The 23,818-nt window shown below is 38.3% G+C and carries 14 protein-coding genes; 4 read left to right on the top strand and 10 right to left on the bottom strand.

The window, feature by feature from the left end; genetic code table 11:
* Positions 1-23: 23 nt before the first annotated feature.
* From thrS to J0M15_06055, 3 genes are all read left to right on the top strand, one after another.
* A complete protein-coding gene (gene thrS, locus J0M15_06065) occupies positions 24-1,988 on the top strand; it encodes a threonine--tRNA ligase (GenBank protein ID MBN8536599.1) in 1,965 nt (654 codons plus the stop codon).
* Positions 1,984-2,652 carry a translation initiation factor IF-3 gene (gene infC / locus J0M15_06060; GenBank protein ID MBN8536598.1) on the top strand — a complete coding sequence of 223 codons (669 nt, stop codon included), beginning with the start codon at positions 1,984-1,986 and terminating at the stop codon, positions 2,650-2,652. The genes thrS and infC overlap by 5 nt, the downstream gene beginning before the upstream one ends.
* 216 nt (positions 2,653-2,868) lie before the next feature.
* A complete protein-coding gene (locus tag J0M15_06055; GenBank protein MBN8536597.1) occupies positions 2,869-3,570 on the top strand; it encodes a DJ-1/PfpI family protein in 702 nt (233 codons plus the stop codon).
* 79 nt (positions 3,571-3,649) lie between these two features.
* On the opposite strand, the gene J0M15_06050 is transcribed toward J0M15_06055, so the two are convergent.
* From J0M15_06050 to J0M15_06015, 8 genes are all read right to left on the bottom strand, one after another.
* Complete coding sequence (locus J0M15_06050) at positions 3,650-5,119, bottom strand: DUF4339 domain-containing protein (GenBank protein ID MBN8536596.1); 1,470 nt, start codon at positions 5,117-5,119, stop codon at positions 3,650-3,652.
* Positions 5,120-5,203: 84 nt separating this feature from the next.
* Positions 5,204-5,926, bottom strand: coding sequence for a flagellar motor protein MotB (locus tag J0M15_06045; protein ID MBN8536595.1), 723 nt, complete (start codon positions 5,924-5,926; stop codon positions 5,204-5,206).
* Complete coding sequence (locus J0M15_06040) at positions 5,923-6,711, bottom strand: MotA/TolQ/ExbB proton channel family protein (protein MBN8536594.1); 789 nt, start codon at positions 6,709-6,711, stop codon at positions 5,923-5,925. Before J0M15_06040 ends, J0M15_06045 begins: the two co-directional genes overlap by 4 nt.
* A 99-nt stretch (positions 6,712-6,810) precedes the next feature.
* Complete coding sequence (locus tag J0M15_06035; protein ID MBN8536593.1) at positions 6,811-7,437, bottom strand: hypothetical protein; 627 nt, start codon at positions 7,435-7,437, stop codon at positions 6,811-6,813.
* On the bottom strand, positions 7,412-9,223 hold the full coding sequence (locus J0M15_06030) for a hypothetical protein (GenBank protein ID MBN8536592.1): 1,812 nt from the start codon (positions 9,221-9,223) through the stop codon (positions 7,412-7,414). Before J0M15_06030 ends, J0M15_06035 begins: the two co-directional genes overlap by 26 nt.
* Positions 9,220-9,873 (bottom strand): tetratricopeptide repeat protein, encoded by a 654-nt coding sequence (locus tag J0M15_06025; protein MBN8536591.1) that lies wholly within the window; start codon positions 9,871-9,873, stop codon positions 9,220-9,222. Before J0M15_06025 ends, J0M15_06030 begins: the two co-directional genes overlap by 4 nt.
* A 106-nt stretch (positions 9,874-9,979) precedes the next feature.
* Positions 9,980-11,050 (bottom strand): hypothetical protein, encoded by a 1,071-nt coding sequence (locus J0M15_06020; protein ID MBN8536590.1) that lies wholly within the window; start codon positions 11,048-11,050, stop codon positions 9,980-9,982.
* A 72-nt stretch (positions 11,051-11,122) separates the two neighbouring features.
* Entirely contained in the window at positions 11,123-11,881 is a 759-nt protein-coding gene (locus tag J0M15_06015; protein MBN8536589.1) for a LysM peptidoglycan-binding domain-containing protein, read from the bottom strand.
* Positions 11,882-12,073: 192 nt separating this feature from the next.
* Between J0M15_06015 and J0M15_06010 the strand changes: the two genes are divergently transcribed.
* Positions 12,074-13,534 (top strand): HalX domain-containing protein, encoded by a 1,461-nt coding sequence (locus tag J0M15_06010; GenBank protein ID MBN8536588.1) that lies wholly within the window; start codon positions 12,074-12,076, stop codon positions 13,532-13,534.
* Positions 13,535-13,558: 24 nt separating this feature from the next.
* Here the strand turns inward: J0M15_06010 and J0M15_06005 are convergent, their stop codons facing one another.
* Together J0M15_06005 and J0M15_06000 are read right to left on the bottom strand one after the other, a co-directional pair.
* Positions 13,559-20,572, bottom strand: a complete 7,014-nt coding sequence (locus tag J0M15_06005; protein ID MBN8536587.1) for a fibronectin type III domain-containing protein — start codon at positions 20,570-20,572, stop codon at positions 13,559-13,561.
* A complete protein-coding gene (locus J0M15_06000; GenBank protein MBN8536586.1) occupies positions 20,499-23,804 on the bottom strand; it encodes a VCBS repeat-containing protein in 3,306 nt (1,101 codons plus the stop codon). Before J0M15_06000 ends, J0M15_06005 begins: the two co-directional genes overlap by 74 nt.
* Positions 23,805-23,818 lie beyond the last annotated feature (14 nt).

Raw genomic sequence — 23,818 nt, 5'->3', positions numbered from 1 at the left:
AAAAGGTTATAAATGGTTTATTAATGTCTCAAATTTCTATTATATTACCCGATAAATCAGTTAAATGTTTTGACCAGGAACCAACAGTATTAGAAGTGGCAGAGTCCATTGGTCCAAGGCTAGCCAAAGACACGTTGGGCGGAAAAATAAATGGGAATCCAGAGGTTCTGGATTTAAGAAGCAAGCTCAAAGACCAAACTCAGTTGCAAATTGTAACGGTGAAAAGCCCAGAAGCAAATGAAGTGCTTCGGCATTCCTGTGCCCATATTATGGCTCAAGCTGTACAAAAAATTTGGCCCGAGGTGAAAGTCACCATTGGACCCGTTGTTGAAAATGGTTTCTTCTATGATTTTGATTCGCCTTTTTCGTTTACCGAAGAACATTTTGAAAAAATAGAAAAAGAAATGCAAAAAATCATTGATGCCAATGAACCTTTGGTAAAAAGATTTCTTTCTACCGGTGAGGCTATTTCAGTTTTTGAAAAAATGTCAGAGCGTTTTAAAGTGGAGATTATCAAAGATCTGGCTTCCAAGGGGGAAACCCAGGTCAGTATTTATGACCAAGGCGATTGGTTTGATTTGTGCCGTGGTCCCCACGTCCAGGCAACGGGTCAGGTAAAGGCCTTCAAGCTATTAAGTGTTGCTGGTGCCTACTGGCGGGGGGATGAGAAAAACCCCATGCTCCAAAGAATCTACGCCACAGCCTTTGCTGACAAGAAAGATCTAGATCTTTACATCATGCAATTGGAAGAAGCAAAAAAACGAGATCATCGAAAGCTTGGTAAGGAACTAGATTTATTTATGTTCCATGAATGGGCCCCAGGTTCTCCTTTTTTTACAGGCAGGGGAACGATCATTTATAACCAATTAGTAGGTTTCATGAGGGAATTGTATTTGGAGTTTGGTTATCAAGAAGTGATCACTCCTCAATTTTTTGATGTGAGCCTCTTTCATAAATCAGGTCATTACACCAATTATAAAGAAAATATGTATTTCATGAAGGTAGATGAAAGAGATTTTTCGGCTAAACCGATGAACTGTCCTTCACACTGCATGATGTTCCATGCAGGAAAACATTCTTATCGAGAGCTGCCATTAAGAATAGCTGATTTTGGCCGACTTCATCGATTTGAAAAATCGGGTGCTATGCACGGGTTAACGAGGGTACGTACCTTCTGTCAGGACGATGCCCATATATTTTGTCGGGTTGATCAGCTCCAGCTTGAAATCGAAAATTTTATGGTCATGCTCAATCGGGTATACAAAACTTTGGGAATGGATAATTACAAGATATTTTTAAGCACTCGTCCAGAAAAGAGAATGGGTAGTGATGAAGTGTGGGATAAGGCTGAAGGGGCTTTGTCCCAGGCATTGGATAAGCTGGGATTGCCTTTTACCATCAATCCTGGAGACGGGGCTTTTTATGGTCCAAAACTCGATATTATGTTTGTGGATGCCATTGGAAGACCTTGGCAACTAGGAACCTTACAATGTGACTTTAATTTGCCTGAAAATTTTGATCTTAAATACACAGGTGAAGATAATAAAGAACATCGTCCTGTGATGCTTCACCGTGCGATTCTGGGCAGCCTCGAAAGATTTATTGGGGTCTTTTTAGAGCATACCGCTGGTCATTTACCACCTTGGTTGTGTCCAACCCAGGCGGTCATTCTTAATGTAACTGATCGAGTTAATCCATTTTGTTTAGAGATAAAAGAAAAACTAAACCAAGCTAAGGTACGTGTGGAGTTTGATTCTCGAAATGAAAAATTAAATTTCAAAATTAGAGAAGCGCAAATGGGAAAAATTCCCTATATGATTATCGTCGGAGACAAAGAAGCCGAGATGAGAAAAGTGTCCCTACGTACTAAAGATGGAAAAATGTTTCAAGAGCTTGATTTGGATCAAGTCGTAAAAAATTTAGAACAAGATATAAAAAATAGGAATTTAATTTCTATCTACATGCAAAAGCAGGAGGTTTCCCATTAACAAGTTTGAGAATCGTGGCGAGTTAAAAAAAGGTGGTTTTGATCGGTTTAAAAAGAAAGAAGACAAAGATGGATTACGAGTCAATCGTGATATCCGAGCCCCTCAAATTCGTGTGATTGATGATAGTGGGCAAATGTTAGGGGTAATGACAGTTCCTGAAGCCTTAAGGATTGCAGAAGATAAGGGATTGGATCTTTTGGAAATTGCACCAACTGCAACACCTCCAACTTGTAAGATCATGGATTATGGCAAGTGGAAATATGAAAATAAAAAGAAACAGGCTGCTGCGAGAAAAAAGCAAACCGTCATTGTGGTCAAAGAAATTCAAATGCGACCAAGAACGGATCAACATGATTTTGAAACCAAAATGAAACATGCCAGAAATTTTCTTTTGGATGGAGACAAAGTCAAAATCAATATGCGATTTTTAGGAAGAGAATTGGCCCACCAAGAATTTGGTATGAATTTAATGAAAAAAGCGGTGAAGTTCGTTGAAGACTTAGCCCTGATTGAAACTTCTCCACGTTTTGAGGGCAAGCAAATGTTTACACTCTTGGCTCCAGACCCTTTAAAGATAAAAGAATATGAAAAGAAAAACCCAAAGGTGACCAAAGAAGTTCTCCCCGAACTCAAAGATGAACCTGAAGACCAAGAAGAAGAGTGAAGATCTATATCTAATATGGATCTAATGTGGGAAGTCTGGTAGATAATCAAAATGAGTCCGGTAGAAACAAAAAAATTTGTAAATTGACAAAAATGCATTTTACGAATGCATTTTATTGCATTGATCTGAAGTTGTAATCATTCTATTTAACTCTGGAATCGATTCAACAAGAGTAACAATAAACAATATATTTTTGACACAAAAAAGGATTTCAATATGAAAACAAAAGGCATTATTTTAACTTTATTCTTTGCTCTAGCAAGTATCGCACAAATGCGCCCCCTTCGTTCCGGGAGCATTTTTAGCCCTGTGAGTTCGCAACAAATTCCACAGGGGACTCCACCTAATGTGCAACAACCTCCTATAGAGTCAGCTCAACTTTTCATGGGAAAGAGAGTCGCTATTTTAGCTTCCCATGGTGTTGAAGAAAGTGAAATTGTATTCCCTTACACTTATTTAATTCAAAGGGGGGCTCAAGTGGATATTTTAGTTCCAGATTGGACTCCCGAAGGGATCATTACCTCTCGATTTTTGATGCCGAGTCTTTTCGTAAAGGCTTCTGGGACTTTCACTCAAGGCTTACTGATCAAGTATGATCTTGTGGTGCTTACGGGAGGCGCTTGGAACGCTCAGGTGGTAAGAAGTGATGAAAAGGCCTTGCAACTAGTACGAAGTCAGTATCAAAAAGGTCTGCCTTTAGCTGCTATCTGTGCGGGATCCTCTGTATTAATCAATGCGGGTCTCACTCGTGGCTTTAACCTCACAGGGTCGCCAGTAATCAAGCAAGATTTAATAAATGCAGGAGCTCGCTATCAAAATTTACCTTTGGTTATTGAAAGAAATTTAGTGACGAGCCGTTCACCTGACGATCTTGGTTATTTTGTACAAGGACTAAAGCAAGTCTTAGTAACAAGGTAAAATCAGAGAAAAAAAAGCATTGATTTGGAAGACGGGTGCCAAACGTCTTCCAGATTATTTTTGATAAAAGCTAATGAAGCTATAACTTCTTTTCTATGGATGAAATCTCTTTCTCAGTTTGAATAAAAAGCGAATCAATTTTTTCGTATTGAATTTTAGCTTCTTTTTGCTGGAATGAGAATTTAGTTTGAATTTCATAAATTTCTTTTAGTTTTAAGTAGGCTCTATCTATTTCACCAAATAGTTCTTTATGAACGACTTCATTATGGAGGGTTAGTGATTTCCATCTATCGATTAATACAAATAACTGTTCGTCGATTTGAATCCAATCAGACTCATTCCAATTGGAATAGGTGTTTTGATTTTCCTTCCGATTCCTATTATTTTTCCCCTGAGTGAGTTGAATTTGGTTTACCCTCAATTCATTAAATTGTTTTCGAATTATACCAATTAATTGAGCCGCTTCAATCAGTTCCCCTTTGCTTTTTTGGTTAATTTGATCTTGAATCACTTTTAATTCTTCTAAGTAATTGCTGTCTTTCTTTCCACCAATAAAATAGGCCTTATGTGCTAAGGTGATTTCTCTTTCATTCTGGTTTTTTATTAAATTATTTTCTTCAAGAGGCATGTTTTTGCATTTCTGACATCTAACCATGACTTGATATTCGCCTTCAGCCAAAGGACCTCCTTCTTTTCCATACATAGCAGGGGAGAATGCGATACCGTCTTTAACAAAGAGTTTTGATTCAACAGAAACGTTGTTTAAAGATAAAAGTGTTCCAGGCGTACTCCATACGTTCAATTTTAGCTCTGTTCCATCTTGTAAATTCGTACCTACGGCAAAATAAATTTGCAGACCTTTTGATCTCTCATTATTGTTTATAATTCCGATACTGGCCGCAGGACCTGATTTTTCTAATGATTCATCAATGGCTGAAATCAATTCTCGGTATTCATTCCTAGTCAATGACTTTTCCAAATATTCTCTATAGCTACTTTTTTTATAACTATTTCCTCTTGTAAACTTCAATATGATGAAGAAGCATGCCAATAAAGCCAAAACCAAAAACAGAATGATCTTGTTTGTTTTGAACTGATTTATATTCTTGGCGGGCTGGACTTCTAGGTTTAAAGAACACTGATTCTTGTCTTTTGATATTGTTTCGACCCTTGTGTATTCATCGGGCGAAAAATTTATAATCTCTTGATGGATTTCTTTCCAAAATTCGTCGCTACTATTCCATGAATCTTTATTTTCCAATTCTGCTTCTGACTTTGCCTTTGAACCTAATTTTGAATCTACCTTTAAACCTACCTTCGATTCCAATTCAATAGAGTCATTATTTGCATAAAGAAGCTCTAGGTCATAAACTTGTGATATTGCCTTCCAATCATTCCAGCCTTCATGCCAAACGAAATTTTGCGAATTAATTTCATTTTTCTTTCCCATATTAAGTAATTGAATAGTGGAAAGGGGGCCCAAGCAGCCTTGATTAGTACTTACATACCACTTTTTTGAATGGCTTTTATTGCTTAAATCTAAATCCATCTGCTTTAAATCCGTTCACTTTAAATCCGTTTATTCATTCTATTAGATTTTGATTTTTAATAAAAGGCCAACTAGACTTTATCTTTAGATAGTCTGAGCTCCATTTTTGATTAACTTAATTATGACTCTTCTATTTTGACTTTGGTTGATAGGATTTGGAATGCCATTTTCGTCTCTGTTAGGCACAACAGGTCTTGCTTCACCGTATCCGACGGCAACAACATTTTCTGAAGAAAACCCGAAAGTTATCATATATTCCAAAACCCTACAGGCTCTGATGCTTGAAAGTTCCCAATTGTTTTTATATGTTCCTCCAGCTGACAGAGGAACATCATCAGTATGTCCCTCGATGACAATTCCAAAATCCGAAGCTTCTTGCTTTATAATTGGTAGAATTTGATTTAAGATGTTTTTTGCTTCATTTTTAAAATCTACAGACCCTGAGCTAAAGAAAACAGTACCAATAAAGGAAATGTTCACTCCCGTTTCATTTGTTTTTATTTCGACTTGATTTCCAGCATTTATTTTATCAATAGCATTTTTTATCTTATCAGCAATATCTGCAAATGGTTTTTGATAATTTCCTCCAAACTGTTTTGATAGTGATTGCTTTGCTTTTTCAAACTCATCTTGATCTACTTTTGAAAAGCTTAATAGAATAACGAAGAAACCGACCAAAAGAGTCATTAAATCAGCATAGGAAATTAACCAATTGCTTTCATCGTGGTCACCTCCGCCACCATGACCATGATCGGAAGAGAGATCAGTGATATCGACTTCTGATGACTCGCTTTCCTCATGTTTCATTTCAAACCTTTTTTGAAGCTAGCTCGTTCAGAAGGCAGCAAGTGGCTTTTTAAATACTCCTCAACATATTTAGGGTGTTGCTTTTGTCTGACTAGTCTTAATCCCTCGATAACAATAATCCTTAAGTTTTCATCATCACGATTTAAGGCGGAAAGGTTTTCGGCAATAGGGATCAAAACCAGATTGGCTAGTGTTAAACCATAGAACGTGGCTACGAGTCCTACAGCCATCGCTGGACCCAACAATTTTTGTGCATCTTTTCCACCAAGTGACTGTAGCAATGTAATCATTCCCAGAGTGGTTCCCATGAGTCCAAATGCTGGAGGAAATTTAGCTACGGTTTTAAACACACCGGCATCTTGATCATAGCGTTTTGAAAGCGTTGAAGCCCTCTTTAAGAGGATGCCATCTATTTCTTTTTCAGACATCCCACCCTGATTTATTAATTCCAAGGCATCAGAAAGAAAAGGTGTTTTAATGGTTTTCACTTTTGTTTTTAGATAATCAGGAGTGTCTCTTACTCCCTTTGCCAGATCGACCAGCTCAGTGATCACCATTTCTCTTCGGACTCGGTATTTCCCTAAAAATTTCGCGGCAAAAACCTTTGCTACCTGTACATAGAACGGCAAGGGAAAACACATGAGAGCAGCGGCTGCAGTACCTCCGAAAACAATAAGAATTCCATGCACATCTAAAAATACTTTTGGTGAGGCGCCTGAGCCGAAAATTCCAAATATTAAAATAGCTAAGGCAGCTATAAGACCTGATAAAGAAGAAAAGTTCATTTAGACCTCGGAGATCTCATTTTATTTTTTTTTTGCTCCACTAACAATGAGACTCATAAAAAACAGGAAAATTTAGACTTAAGGAGGTCGATTCTGAAGTCAATATATGAAATATATTCCCGCCGTAAAGGCAAGTTCACTGAGATCTGTCTTAACAAAACCTGAAGAAGGAGGAGTCAAACCATATACAAACTCATATCTATAAACATAGTTGGGTTCAGTTTGAATGTCCCATCCCGCATGAAATCCCATAAAAGCACCTGATCCACTTACTACGGGCACTAAGTCGTTGGAACGAACTACTGTTCCATTGGCAATTCCACCTTCTAAGCCAAGGAAGAAAGCATACCTTTTGATTAGCATTGTGGATTGTTCAGATGCGGATTCAACCATTGATGGCGCCGGACCGCCAAAGAACCAGCGGTAAGTGATGCCGGTAAACCCAATCCCAGATGAAAATGGTGAAAACAAAAAACCGCGATTGTGTCCAAGAGTCAGGCTGTTCGTATCAGAAATGAGTTTTTCAACAAAAAGACCAAAATATCCTGGTCCATCACTTCGATTTACTTTCAATTCAATGCCACTAATAGTTTCAACGCTGGAAATTCCTGTGCTCCCCAAGCCGAGCAATCCTCCAACCCTATAATCAGCTTGAGAAAAAATAGTGGTAAAAAGGGCAACAAAGAAAACAAGCTCTACTTTAGGCCGTTTTAATTGGAATAACATTATTTTCCCCGGGCTTCTCAGAGTCTATTTGTTCAAAAATCTCTTTTAAGTTTATTTCTTTACTTTCGACAAGTTCCTTTAATTTAGTTAATAGCGATCGTAAGTGGCCATCCATTTCTTCTGAAGTTGATTTCGTTGGCTTATCCACTTCATCAATGATCATTTCAGATAAAAACGGGGGAGATAAAGTGATAATTCGCTCCTTACTTTCAGGTTTAACACGAATGTAGCTTAAAGCCTCGTCGGAATTGGCTTTGCCAAGTAGTTTTGAAATTTCCTGGTCCGGCCAAAGATGGATGAAAGCCAAACTGGGATTGTTTTTTCTATATTCAATTAAACTATTTCCTTTAATCTGACCTAACAATGTGATCTGTTCCTTTTCGGTGAGCATAGATACTATTTTTTCAATATTCATTTTAAATTGAATGGAATCCTTGGTATCATCGGATTTCATCTTACCCATAATCGTAGTATCCATGCCTTTTAGTTCAGATTTCGGGATTTCAGTTAAATTAGCAGCACTTTCCAAAATCTTTAGTTTTTCTTCTTCAGACAATGGTTTAATAAAACTTCTTCTAACTTCTTCTGGCAAATAAAGCGATACTAATGTTTTCATTTTGGGATTTTGGTCCATAAGAAGTTGATTAATAACTCCGGCATCGACACTTGATAAATATCCGAAGGGCTGACTTAATACTTCTGGTCCTAAATTTAAAACACTAACTAAATCCCAATATAATTTTTCCAAAGTTTCGATTTTTTCTTTGGTTGATATTTTAGACATCCTGGTAAAAACATTGGCAACATCACTCATTGCATCAATAGGAATGGGAAGCCTTCCGATGTCTTTTCCAACGGCCTCTGAAAAGCATACAAGTTTGAATAAACCCTCTTCACCTGATTGGCACCAAGACCTTATGATAGACTCAAAATCTTTGGAAAGCTTTGGAACTAATCCAATTATTTTTGAATTTATCGATTCTAGCTCTTTACTGTTTATTAGCTTCATTTTTTCATCAGAGATTTCACTTTCTTTTTCGGTGACTCTATTTGAATTATCTTTATTTTCTCCAATAGCACCTTCGGAGGTTAATTTAATAGAAGGAGAATCTCCTTGGTTTTGTTTACTTACTGAGGATTTCGAGGTTGTTAACCGCCAAAACAAAATCCCAACTAGAAAAGTTAAAGCTAGGAGTGCTGTCCCAATCAGGTGTTGAAACTGATTCGCCCAATCCCACCATTGCTTTGGCGGAGACTCAACCTTTTTTTCTTGAATTGATTTCACAAAACTCACTGAGCTTTTTCCAGCTTTTCCAAACTCGGTTTTTACCCGCAGGGCTAACCAACTTTCAACATCTTTTTTTACATCAGCGCCAAGATCCTCTCTCAGGCCAACAGAAATAGATGCTGACTTAATTCTTTTTGTTGTTAACAAACTGACGATGGCTTTTTTTTCTTCGCCCACGCCAGATTGCTTGATTAATTGCTCAGGATCTAAAACACCAACTAATAAATCTTGAGGTATTTCAACCTCTGCTTTTTTGGGAGGTTCTTCGGACGGAGGACTTGGGGCATTTACTAATTGAACTTGTGCACCAACGTTGAAGGAATTTTTTTCAACAAGAGTTGCCAAACCCTGGGAATATCTTTTGATCAAAATTTCTTCTAAAAGGGCTTTGGCCCCAATTTCATCAGGGGTTGAATCATCTGCAGCCAAAGAAAGTCTACATAAAAAGAAGAGAGGCAAAATCAATGATGAATAAATGAAATGCTTGTTAAATTTCATAAGTTGGATCCCTTTGCATTGGAACCATTTAGAGTTTTAATTTTAGCAATCATCTTTATAGCATCATCAAGTTCCGGATCATTTTTAATTGCTTCTTCGTACCATTTCAAACTCTCAACATAATTTTTCTGAGCAAAATAGATGGAAGCTCTCATTGAAAGTGCGCGCGCAAAATTTGGGAACGGAATGATTACTTTATCAAGTTCAATTTGCGCCCTTTCGAACTGCTGCAACAATGCCAGTTTTTGCGCCACAAAAATATGATCCAAAATTTCTTTAGCTATTCTAACTTCCTTTGGCGCATTTCCTGGTTTTAGTTTGATATCATATTGAACTATCATGGTCCCAAATTTTGTAGCCGGGACGGCATAGGTCTGAGGTAAAAAACCTTGTTTTTCAATAATAACATTAAAAAACTCACCCGGACCTACAGAGTTTCCAAGTGTTTTTCTCACCTCAGTCAGAGGTAGTTGTAGCGGTGTTTTGCCTATCGGTTTTTTGTCGCTTGATTTAGGATCTTGAACAAAAACGTCAGCTTGAAGAGGATCGCTTTTAACCACAAAACTAGGTGTTGAACAACCGCACAAGAAAATATAATTCAAAATGCAGAGAAAAATAATAGATAAGTCAAACCAAGGATTCTTTGCCATCCTTTTTAGATTCAATCAAAATCTTCGTTATTAAAAGTCCTGCGCTAAACATTTCTGTGGAAACTGGAAAAACGTCAAGAGATGCCACCGCAGCAAGACATCGATTCTATAGGGAGTAGGAAAGCAACAATGATAAGGTCTGGGCGGAGGCAGTTATGTTAGGGTTTGACTGATAGGTGAAATCTAAGAGTCTGATTCCAGCCTCAACTCTATGAAGGTTTGGTAGCAACCAACTTCTTGAGTAGGAAACGATATATCCACGTTCCTTAAAATTGCTGATTCCACTTAAGGGAGAATATCGAAGCTCGAAGATTATATCTTCTTTTTCATTTACGATATACCTGGCTCTTCCTCCAACTTCAGGAGTGACTAAATCCTTAAATCCAAACGGCGCGCCGTTTGAAAGCATCGTAAAGTAGTCTAAACCGACTAAGGCTTGTTTCCTCCATCGAGAGTTTGGGGACCAATGAAAAAAATAGATAATATCCCCGTTAAATTGTAATAATTGAGGACTTAAGCCATTGCTGGAAGACACTGTTAATGCAGTCATAGATAAGTCGGAAATTAATCCAAATTTAGATTTTTCCTCAGGACTGTGGAACTGAACGGCCAAAACTCCAGTCCAAGCTTGATAGCTGTTATAACCAGTCTGCTTGTAACTGATTAAGGCACTTCCTAATCCTAGCCTTAAGGCATCCCAAGGACTTACTATTTTATACTCCTGTGCATCAGGAGACACGATATAAACTCGCTCCCTTTCAATTTCTTTTTTCGGACCTCTTACAACGATCTCGACTTCGTTGACTCGATCATTAAGATAGGCAAACAATTTGTATGAACCAGGTTGATCTGAAATTGGAGCAAGAAATTTCTCTTGGATAAATACAGACCAACCAGGACGAGCAAACTCAATTGGAATTTGAACCAAGGGTCTAAATTTTTGATCTTTAAAAATCATGGTGACGGGAATGGTGCCTTCTTTTATCAGCAGGTCAGAAATTCTTTGGTTCACATTCTTATCTCTAATGAGATGGGCCACCCAGGTACTTGAATTATCGATAGTTGGACTTTTTACAGACTCTTGCAAAGGTTTTTGAACTTCATTTTTTTCCTGGGCAGAAACGCCCTCTAGTACAAATATCAAAAGGAATAAACAGATGAATCTAAAAAATATCATACTTTCATAATCTCGTTAACTAATAATAAAATCAAATATTTCTTATCCGTTGTGAGAAATCTTGCTTATATTTTATTTATTATTGATTCTAAGTGTCTTTGTATTTCTACTTGCCGGAGTTCTGATGTTATCCGCTGGCTGATTATTCATTTTGGGGTAGTAGAGGGTAAACCCAGCATAGATTTTATTCGGATCAGTGATGAGTTGAGGGTTGTTTTTCCAAAGAACTTTCCAGTTTGATGTCGTGCCATAGAGTTTTTTGGAAATTTTAACCAAACTATCATCTTTAATAATAAAATAGGCCTCTCCATTTTTTTCGATATACACGTATTCAACCCCTTCGATTAGCAGTACTGTTCCAGATTCGAGTCTATTGAAGTCCTTAATTTTTCCCTTATTTGTCTGATAGATTTCACGCCATCGATAAATGTTGGCATATTTTTCAAAAGCAATCTTCATCAAAGTATCACCTTGTTTCACTTCGTATCTTTCAGTTTTTGAATTCGAGGGTTTTCGATCTTTTTTATTGGAAGCATCCTGCTGCTTTTTTTTGAAATCTGAACCACTTAATCTTTCAGTTTCAATCAATTGCTTGGTTTCTCTGTTTCCAGTTTCATTTTTTGTTTTCCCCTGCATAATTTCTGATATTTCTGTGGCAACTTCAATGGGAACTGGAATTGGATTAGCAACTGGCGCAGCTGTCGCGCGGAATGCCGACTGATTCTGGTTGGATATGGGTTTAGAGGAAAAAAAACTACATCCAGTTAAAACCAATAGAACTGAAAATACAATCAATTCTACTATTAATTTGGCTTTAAATTCATGAATCATTATTGACTCCAAGTCTTATAAATCATTGCTATCAAGAATCTTATTCTTAAGTCGGATTGGTCTTGTGATTCTGAACGAGACTGGATCATTTCTAGCAGAATGTCTTAATTTTAGAATATTTTCAAAAAACTGTCTCAAGTTTGGATTTTGTTGGCCGACATGTCTCAATATGACTCTCAAGGAGGATTCGTAATGGAGATTCTAAATTCAAATTCGGCGCCAAAAAAATTCAAGGAAAGTTCCATAGAAAAAGTATTTTCCCATATTGAAGGTCTTGAAGAAGAGATATGCCGATTACAGCTAAAGATTGATTCGATAAAGAATGACAATAAAATCCTAACAAAAAAGAATGAGCAGAATCAATTTAATAAAGAATTAGTGGAATCAACAATAAATAAATTTAACTCTGTAATGAATGAGTGCCTTCGAATTGATAGTGAATATCAAAGATCAAGTCGAGAAGTGCATGAATTACAATCGAAAATTGATACCTTAAATAGTGAAATAACAACTGCAAAGATGAATTCTAGTGACGAAATTCAGAGAATAAAGAATAATTTAGGTGAAGAAATTCAAAGAATTAGGACTGAAAAAGAGGAAAATAGTGCTAAAGTCTCGAATTTGATTTCGGAAGTGGATAATTTGAATTCTAAACTTAAATTGTCCATGGAACTAAATGAAAAAACCAAGCATGAGTTAGCTCAAAATACTGCTCACTTAATTGAGTTAAAAGCTGAGAAACAAAACCTGAGTAAAACTCTTGACGAGGCCAATTCAGAGCTAGACAAAAATCTTTCTCTTTTAAAGACAATGGAAAATGAAAAACAGGAACAGTACTTAAGACATGAGAGCATAAATGCTTCCTTAGAGGAAAATATTTTGGCTCTTAAAAATGAAGTCAGTAAATTGGAATTGGAGAATGGCACTTCAAAAGAAACCTGGATTATGGAAAAGCAATACTATGAAACTGAAATTAACTCATTGCTGGGTGAAATCAGTTCTTTGCTGAGTGAGAAGGATGCGGTTAAAGCCTCTGCAAAGGAAAATCAAGATCAGTTTGAAAAATCAAAAAAATATTTCGAAAATGTTGCTAGCCAATTTGAATGCGAAATATCCAAGCTAAAGGAAAAGAATTCGGATTTGATTGACTATCAAAACAGTTTATCCGGCACTTTGCAGCACATGTCTGAGGAAAAACACACTTTAGAACTCAAATTAAAAGAACAAACGGAGCTTCTTTCTAAAGAAAAGGGTGCTCACTCACTCATTGCTGCACAGTTAAATCAAAGAGAAAAACAGTTTTCTCAATTTGTCTTATCTCAAAATCAAGAAAAATCGAAATACCAAAAGATTGTGTCCCAGTTAGCTAGAGAAATCCAGCAAGCCATTACCTTGCATCCCTTAAATGATTACCTTTCAGTTACAGAAAAGGAAATCTCTAGGCTCGAATGGGAACTTAAGATCACTCCGACTCTTTCAGGAAACAGAAAATCATTAGAGACTTCAATTGGCATGCTCATAGAGCAGCGAGATCACCTAGCACTATTAATCAGAAAGAGCGAAAATCTTTTGCAATCAAAAAGTAGTTCCCTTGAAAGAATTTTAAATTCAGGAATTTTGAGCGAAACTCCGCCAATGCCTCCATTAGCATAAGTTCAATTCTATTGGGAATGGGAACTATGGAGAGAGATTAACGGTTATCGCTGACTCTAGAAGGGACAGTTCACCACCGTTGGGATCCGCTTTCATCATGTACCTGTCATTACCGATTAAGGAAAGCGGTGCCACTGTTTGCTGGGATAGAGGTGCCATTGTACTAAAAGATAAATTACTTCCAGAAATGATACTTGTTCCTGCCGTGCCGCTATCCAAAACACCACCAGTAAGCAACATAAAGTCTCCTGAAAGTCCAGCTGGCGCTGAGGCTATGACTCGAAAATTGAATATTGGATTTGAAAATTGGCTAAGATCAATCAATGTGCGTCCTCCTTCCATTATAGAGGGTGTGAGGAGAGAGCCTTTTGCTAATGAATTTCTAAATATGAGCTCAACTTTGCTAAGATCCGACAAGGATATCCAGATTCCCGCTTTATAAATATTTACAGCTCCTAAATTACAATCTTTAGTGCATCTCATTGCCACTTTGAATATATTTAAATCATTTGCAGGACTTGAAAAATTTTGAATTTCATCATTAAAAGGTGAATTAACAATCGTTAACGCACTATCTGAAAATTCTATTTCTGTGTCTTCTACAGGAAGTTGAAGGTTTTGGTTAAACAAGGAGACAACTCCTTTGCCGCCATTTGAACTAACGATGACTTCAAATTCCCATGGGCTATTTGCTATTAACTTTGAATACTTGGTTAAATCTCTGATAAATTCAGTTGAACTATTTAATACAAAGTAATTATTATTGGTTGTACTTTCAACGGGTAAACTACCATCAATGCTTGATGGTGTCCTAGATGAGGCTAAGAGAGGGATAAAAACTTTTGTTTTGCTGGCCCCTACTTGGGTAACCAAAATTCTTGCCTGTTCAATTTTGACATCTGAATTATTTGTAGTTGCGCTAAGCTTCAATTGATAAAAATCAAATCCTGCATTTGGGATGAAACTGCTTCTTAATCTGGTAAATGAAGAGGTTCCAGAAGGTATGATGACAGTTGCTTTGGTTATTCCAGAGGAATCTACAATTTCGACATTTGAATTGTTGGAATCTGCATTTGTTGCTAGGATTTCAAAGTCATAGGATACGGTTCCATCGTATTCTGAAGTATCTAAACTTACTTGCGCCCTATTAAAAGTAACCGCCATCACGTCCGAGGCCAGTGTTTGATCAGTGAGCTCTATCGGGACCTGAAGATTCATAACTTTAATTGCAGAAATCGAACTTTCACTTGAAATAGCTGATTTTATCGTTCCAGAAAATTTGGCTTCAACGACATAGTAGTATGTTTTACCATTAACAATATTTGAATCCAGGAGACTGTTCGATGCTGTTGTCCCTACAGAACCATAGGGCCCTCCTGAGGAATCGCTTCTGGATACCACATAAGAGCTGGCTCCAGCTAGGCTGCTCCAAGATATTTGAACTTTATTTGCTACATTTGATGTACTAATAGAAGTTGGTCCTGTTACCATTCTTATTCCAACTTCATTTGATTTTCCAGATTCAACGCCTGAAGAATTTACCGCACTCACTGTATAATAATAATCTGTTCCAGCGGATAGACCAGAATCTGTATATTCATTTAAAGAAGCACTAAGCGTGTTAATTAATACATGTCCTGATCCCGAAACTGGGGATCTATAAATTTTATAGTTGGCAGCTTGACTAGAGGGAGCCCAATTTAAGACAACATTGCTTGCGTCCAGGGAAAGCAGAGAAAGACTTGCTGGAATAGCAATGGATGATCCAAAGACAATATCGACTGAAGGGGCAGACCAGGGATACGGATTTCCACTTGGATTCCATGGGTCATATCTATAGTAATAATGCTGACCAGCTGTTGCTGTGAGATCAGAGTATCCCGTAGGGGCAATTCCAGTAGCTATGATTTCAAAAATAAATTTGTTTGTGGATCGATAGATGTCGTAGGTTGCCGCTCCGGCGACGCTTCCCCAGCTGAGGTCAATACCTACACCCGTTGCAACGACAAGAGGGGCGCTGGGTGGGGTGATTGGAATGAAGGAAATTTCTGAGGAACAACCAGACTCAAGCAATCCATTTAATGCCGTCACACAAGCATAGTAAACGGCCCCTGTGGTCAAACCAGTTAAGACGATGCCAATGGTTGCTGAACTACTAAGTACGGCAGTCCCCCAGGGGCCACCACTAACCGAAGAAAGATATACTTTATATAAATTAGCACTTGATACCGATGTCCAACTTAATTTAACACTAGTTGAAGATAAGGTTTCAACTAGGGCAAGTCCCTGAGGAGCAGCGGGGGTTATACCTGGTGTGATTCCCTTAGTTGACTCGGAAGTCCAAGAATATAAGGAAAAAACAGCTTCTAGTTTGTAAAAATAGATACTCCCGTTCGTCACCCCCACGTCAGAAAAAGAGGTGCTGAGGGTAGAACTCAACACGGGAGTGTAGTTTATCAAATCAGAAGATCTGTATAAAATATAGGAAGTGGCACCTGCAAGGGCCGTCCATGAGAGACTAATCTGGTTATTTCCTTTTTCATAGGATGGTTGTTCTGGCATATCCACAGGTAAACCTTGGATGAAATTAGATTTATTTGAAACCTGGGTTCCCACTTTTGATTCCACTTTGAAATAATAATCTGTATTACCAATCAATCCCCCGACAAAAGCTTCATTAGTAGAGACTGTTGTGGCGAGAGTGTAAGGACCTGCTGAGGTTGTCGCTTTGTATACGTAATAGAGAGTAGCATTATTAATTTTTGCCCACTTAAGTGAAATGGATGAGGCGCTAGAGGCTACAATAGTTAATCCCGAAGGAACATTGTCACTTGTAAGTTGGGCGTTTACTTTGCTTGAATGCTGTCCAAAAGTTCCATCAGGGAAAGAGGGTCTTACGGAATAAAAATAGCCTTGCCCGCTCAAAGCAGGGTGAGCGGCCGGGGACGAGCTAGAATTTACGAAAGGACTTGATGCTACTGTATCAATGAGTGAAAAGGATCCGGTTTCACTTAAACTTCGATAAATTTGGTATTGATTGGCACCCGATACCGATGAAAAATTAAGTGTTATTTGACTTGCTGATGCCGTAGCCGTGACGTTGGTTATACCAAATCGATAAGATTGTATATTTGTGGGTGGTGACTCTACCTGACCCCAAACACTCACAACCTGATAATAGTAGAAATCTGGAGTTGATAAGTTGTCGATATAGGAATTTACATAAGAAGAGCCAACATAGCCATAAGGGCCGCCTAAGGCAGTAGATCTGTAAATATTAAAATAATTATATTTTTCTGGTGCAGACCAACCCAGAGATGGATTTCCACTTCCCTTATCTTCGGTAATTTGCAAGTTAGAGGGGACCCCAGATGTCGCACTTGGTGTCCTACCCACTTCGGTGCCGTTTCCTCCAGTTTGATTGTTCTGGTAGTTTGCTAATACCATATAGAAATAAGCTGTTCCATTCAGTGCTGTATTGTCTGTGTAGACTGTCCCATAGACATTCCCATCGAGGAGGACATAATTTGAGTTAGGCCAACCGGCTTGGTCTGAACGCCAAACTTGATAGGATTCAGCAGGATAAATGTCTGTCCAGGAAAGAATCATTTTATTATCCCCTGGATTGACAACAAAATTAGTACCTGAATAATAAGAAAACCCTACTGTTTGGGAAAGCGGAGACCTTACGTAAGCAGAAGATGGACCCCATAGGGTTTGGACGCTATAATGGTTCGCTCTAAAATTGGTATCGTTTGTGTTCAAATTGCAATCAGTATATGAAGTTGCGGATGTCGTTATGTAGTCTTGAGTCGATTGAGGAATAGCACTTCTTCGAACCATAAAGGCACTATAATAACTTGGTGCTGTCCAAGTTAAGGTGATACCAGGATTTCCGGCACAATTAGGATTCTGCATAATTAAAAATCCTTCGAGATTTTGAGGAGCACTAGGGGCACTTAAAACTCTGGCTACAGCCTCATTGGATTGAACACTCACTCCATTGGGATTCGCCCCTTTAACAACATAAAAATACGTCGTGCCATTTGATGGAGTTGTGTCTTTATAGGTTGTACTTGTAATTCCTGACTTAATTTCAGTATAAGGGCCTCCATGCTGGGTCGATCGCAAAACTTTATAGTACATATCTGGAGAATATCCTTGCCAAGAGAGTTCAACAACTTTGGCTCCTGGTGTCGCAGCTAACATTGTTGCAGTTTGAGCGGCGCCAGCGGAAACAAGACGATGGGCTTCGGATGAATTATTGCTAGTTCCTGTATTATTAGTAGCTGCAACCACATAATAATAGTTTTTATTGTTAGATACGGAACTATCTTTAAATGAATTACCTGAGTTGTTCCATTCGATAACCGTATAAGGCCCTCCACTTTTAGTTGCTTTTTTGATTATATATTTTGGAGAAGGACTAGCCGTATTATCAGTATTCCAATTTAAGTTCACAGATCCATCTATATTTTGAGTGGTCATTAGATTCGCTGGACCAATATCATTATGGAGAAAGTTAACTAATAGGGAACAACTTGATCTATTTCCAACCGCATCTTGAACTTGAGCATAAAAAGGCGTCGTGGTATTGCGATTACTAGTAAGAAGGACTCCTGAAGAAGTAAATTGAGCCGGTGAAACTGATGTGATCAAGTTAGTGCATAAGGAATCTAGATAAATGGAAACGGAAGCGAGCGCCGTGAGATTTTGAGAACTTGAAATGACGCCCACAATGTTGGTCTCTCTGGTATAGGAAGGCGTCATGGGAGTTGCAGATGCCAAGGATGGATTTCCAGGAGGAATATTATCAAAAAGATAATCTAACAAATAGGCACAATTTGATTTGTTTCCTGCGGCATCAAAGGCTCTAGCATATACTGAGTTGACACTATTTGGAACCAAGGTGGATTGTATTCCTGTTGTGGTAAAAGAATTGGGCGTTCCTGAACCTACTTCATTAATACATAAAAAGCTGTCATAGAGCTTTACTTGGTTCATAGGTAAAATCTTGCCAGGAACATTTATCACGACTGAGCCTAAAATGCTTGGGTTTGAGGAAGCATTATTTGGCGAAGACGGAGTTGATGAAATAATTAAGGGATCAAAGAGAGGAACATTGTCGTGGGTGTAAGAAGTTAAAAACGAACAATTAGAATAATTTCCATAGACATCAAGTGTTTTAGAGTAAATTGTTGTCACGCTATTGGGTAAAACATTAACTTGAATTCCTTGAGCAAAAAAAACATTCTTTGTAGAAGAACCTATTTGCTGAGTGCAAGATACATCTTTAAAGAGATAAACTTGAGCCACTGAAATGGGGGCACTTCCAACTATGAAGGGTGTGGTTGAAGTTCTGGAGGGTGATAAGGGTACCGAACCTATAAAAGTGGCATTAGCTGCTGCGGCCGTAGAGTAACCATAGGTGGCAATTTGTGTACAAGTTGAGACATTGCCTTCTGTATCTGTCGCTGTGGCATATATCGGCGTCAAGTTTATCGAGTTAGGTATGTTTGGTGTATTTAGTTGAATACCACTTCCATTAAAGCTGCTAGCCGTTCCTGAACCTATAGAACTATTGCAAGTAGAATCTGAATAGAAATCTAAGCTCACTGTGGTTTCAGAGGCTGTTCCAAATATCAATGGATTGGGAGTCAAATTATTGGGTGAGGCCGGTGTTGTTCCTCCGAATGCTGGAATATCTGGCGCAATGGTTTGATTTTTAAAATCTAAAAAGTAGGTACAAGCAGAACCATTTCCTGCAAAATCGAATGACTTTGCATAAATTGGCGTGATTGAATTTTGAACAACAGTTGCAAAAACTCCGCTGCCTTCAAAATCCATTTTGCTTCCAAGTCCTGTCTGAACAAGGCACAAAGGAGAATTATAAAACTTAACAGTTGCTGTATCTACGGAAGCGATTCCTTTAACTTGGGGGTAAATTGTTAACCTCGTCGGGGAGGTTGGGTTTGTCGAGTTAAATACGGGAGCTAAGGGTGCCACATTATCAAAAAGATAACTTGTTAAATAACTGCAAACAGATGGGTTGCCATTTCCATCTAAGGCCTTAGCGTAAATTGTTAAACTTACATTTTGATTCACATTTATTGAAAATCCTATTGAATTAAAATCAGCGGCTGTTCCCGAAGAAATCAGATCGGAGCAGCCAGGATCTTTATATAGGGCCACAGTTTCTGAATTCGAAGATGCGACTCCTTTAATAGTTGGGTTGGTTGATTGATTGTTCGGAGAAGCTGGAGCCGTTGATGAAAAAACCACAGGATCTGGACCGCTGGATATATGTTGATAGGTTGTCAAAAGTTGGCAGATAGATACTTTATTTAATGGATCTCTTGTTTGTCCATAGATTTCAACTTGACTGTCCGAAGGGACATTTAAAATGATTCCAATTAAACTAAAATCATTGGCACTTCCATTTCCTAATAAGGTGGAACAATTAGGTTCCTTGTAGAAATAGACCTTCGAGTTTGGTAATGCCTTCCCAAAAAGTGTTGGCGTCGTTGATGTCCTTGAAGGGGAAGCGGGAATCATCTTAGAAAGAGTGGGAGGTTCTGGCGGAGATGAAGTGAAAGTATAACTTCCTAAAAAATGACATTCGCTTGAAGTGTTTGATTGAATATAAATATCTGTTTTTTTATCAATGAAGACTTGGATTTCGATACCGGTGGTCAAAAAATCTTTTTGTAGACCTCGACCAATGGGGTCGTCGGAGCAATCTAATTTGGTATGAAAAATGACTTCATTTAATTCTACTGAACTAATTCTTGGCAATGATCCAATAACCTTTACAAGGGCTTTTGATTCTGTATAAGAAACCAAATTAATGCTTTCAAGAATGGCAGAAGTACCACTATTTCCCTCTGGATCTGAAGCAATAGTGCATGAAGACAAGCTAAATGACATCAAGATCAACTCAAATAAAGTAATTATCCTCTTAAATTTAATGTCCAATCCACACTTCCAGTTTGTTTGAAATACTATCAAGAACAAGGACATCACTGACATTATCCCCATTCAGTTCGCCAACACCTATTGCAGATAAACTTCCTTGAGAAGAGTAAGTGGTTGAGGTCGTAAATTGACCGCTTCCAGTACCCCATAATACAGTGAAAGTGTTGTTGTAACCATTGGCAACAGCTAAAGAAAGTTTTTCATTTCCCTTGAAATCTGCAGCGATGAGGCCGTTTGGATCTAAGCCCGCTGAAAAAACATTTGGAGAATTAAGAGCTCCATTTCCTACACCTATAAAAATACTCACAGTACCTTCTGCAGAATTCGTCGCAGCAATATCTGCTTTTCCATCATTATTAAAGTCAGCTGCCAGCAGACTTATTGTTCCCATACCCGAAGAATACTCTACTTGAGTTTGAAAGGTTCCATCACCGTTGTTAAGAAGTACGCTGATAGAATTATTATATAGATTGGCGACAACGATATCTAGTTTTCTATCACCATTTAAATCTGCCGCAACAAGACTGGTGGCACCATTACCAACAGGATTTTCAACTTTGGTAAGAAAGGTTCCGTCACCATTTCCTAATAGGACACTTACCGTATTGCTGGATAGGTTTGCGGTAGCAATATCTAAAAGTCCATCATTATTAAAGTCAATGGTAATTACCGATGAGGGGCCAGCTCCCGTTGTATAATTTACCGGGGCAGCAAAGCTACCATCGCCATTACCCAGATAAACTTTCACATGCCCCAGATTGGGACAGGTGACAATCAAATCTTTAGTTTTGTTTTTTCGTAAATCACCTGATGCAATGGCATTTGAATTGTCACCTGTATTTAACGTGGATGTGAGATTGAAAAGTCCATTTCCTAGACCCTGAAGAAGACTAACCGTTTTACTATTGCTATTAACAACAGCAACATCTTGAATTTGATCTTTATTCAAATCAACGATGACCATGGCTACAGGATTTGCACCAACGGTAGAAAGATATCCAAATGAAAAGTTGGATCTACCGGGTAAAACTTGAATCTGCTGAGAGCTAAATCCAAGAATCAATAAATCCTGACTTCCATCGGTATTAATATCAAAAGCGGTTACCTGATTTGGATTAGTCAATGTGGCCACGTTTGCAATATTGGTAAAAACTCCGTTTCCAGCGCCAGAAAATACACTCACACTGTTATCAGATCCATTACTGATAACTAAATCAATCTTGCTATCTCCATTTAGATCTTTAGCTATGATCGAGTTTGGGTTCGTTCCTACAGAAAGATCAGTTCCTGCATTGTAATGTCCTGTCTGATCATTGATAAAAATAGAAACAGAACTATCTGAATTATTAACTATGGCTAAATCGGCAAATCCGTCACCATCAAAGTCCGCCGCTGCCACAGCTGTAGGTGCCACCCCAGTTCCGTAGAGTCCAAATGTGGAAAATGTTCCCGATCCATTATTTTTTAAAACGGATACGGTGTTATCACCAGAATTGACTACAACTAAATCCAGTTTCCCATCATTATTGACATCAACATAAGTTAAAGCCCCTGGTGAGCTGGCGACATCGTATGAAACTGGAGCTTGGAAAGTTCCGTTTCCATTGCCTTTTCTCACAAAGACTTTTCCAGATCCAGCTGAGGTGGTTGCTATATCAAGTTTAGAGTCACCACTAAAATCACTTACGACGATTCCATAGGGAATGTTTTCATTGGCATCGATAGCAATATTAGCAGGTACTTGAAAAGTGCCATCTCCATTTCCAAGAATTATTTGCAAAGAATAAAAAGCTGAACTTCCGCAGGTAACAACCAGGTCAACTTTGGAATCAGAATTAAAGTCTCCATTTGAAATCCCATTAGGAGAGCTACACAAAGAAAGGATCTTTGTCATTTTTTTGAAATTTCCTTTACCTGATCCCAACAAAATGCCAATACTTGGATCACCTGAATTGAGTGCCGCCATATCTTGGATTCCATCTCCATTAAAATCTGCCACCACCATTCCTTGTGGATTTTGGCTAATCCCATAGAGCGCTCCAATGTACCCCGCAGAACTTGAAAGAGTGAGTTCATTAAAAAGAAGTGAGGTATTTCCAGTGGCGTTCACATCCATTAAAACGCCCGATAATGGTCCTACTTTAATTTGGTTTGATAAGGCTCCTGATCCCATTCTTACATTGACAGAAACAGCACCAGCAGAATCAGAAAATTGAATTGGATTGTCAACGATTTCGGCATCTCCTAATAGTTTTTGAAAATACAATGGGTAATTGAAAATTCCATTTCCGTATTTATCTACTATTTTTGCTTTTAAGGCCGTTGGCAAAAGTTGTCCAAGGTTTCCGGTTTGATTGTCTCCACTTGGTGATCCCATTTCTAAATGATCTGGGTCTCCGGGAACAACAGTTATTTGTATTTGAGTTGTTTCTCCTATGCTGTCCGTCACTGTTAAGACATCAATTCCTCCGGCAACAATTCCAGGAGTGTAGGTTTTTGTGGATGAATTGTAGTTACCACCCGAAGAGTTTGTTGAAATAGATACGGAAAAAGACTCTGTACCTCCACTTAGTGTCAATACCTGAGGGGTATTTACTGTCAGAGTTGGATGGGATGGGAGGACTGTCAGAGAGTGTTTTTTCCATACAAAGGGTAATGTGGAAGAATTTCCGGCTTGGTCTACTTGAATAATCGACAAGTTAAAATCTCCATCAGAAGCTTTGGGAAGACTTAAACTAAATTGTGATGCCTGACAGGTTGTGGATCCGGCTCCGTCCCCACTGAGGCTAATTGTCGCACCTGTTTCGCAGGCTCCGGAAATAGTCAGAACCCCCTCGGCAGAAAAGTAGGGATTAATGGCCGGTGACTTAATGCCGGGACTCGAGACGCTTGTTTTCCGCACCCAAAGTATTGAAACAGGGTTAGAAATAACATTGTTTGGACTTGATTGGGTGATTAAAAAGGCATAAACACCATCAGTGTTTTTATTCACTCTGAAAGTAAACATGGAGTTTTCGCAGATTTCTTGTGCATTAAAGGATCCTGATAAACCCACCGTGTATCCAACCATACACAAGCCAGAAATATCTAAAAAGTCGCTTTGAGAATAATAGGGACTCGTCAAGGGAAAGGCAATTGTTGGAATATTGACGATTGGGGGAGTGGATGATTCTGCAGATTCTGTTGGAATAACACCGGTCGCAGATCCTCCACTTCTGCATGAAAGCGAAGTCATCAAGCAAAAGCCTGAAAGAATAGCGAAAGTTAATTTAATTAAACGTCCTATCAACTTCAAGAAAACCACCTCTA

The sequence above is a fragment of the Deltaproteobacteria bacterium genome, assembly GCA_017302835.1.
In the GTDB taxonomy this organism is placed as follows: Bacteria; Bdellovibrionota; Bdellovibrionia; order Bdellovibrionales; family Bdellovibrionaceae; genus UBA2316.
This window is presented reverse-complemented; position numbering and strand designations above follow the sequence as displayed.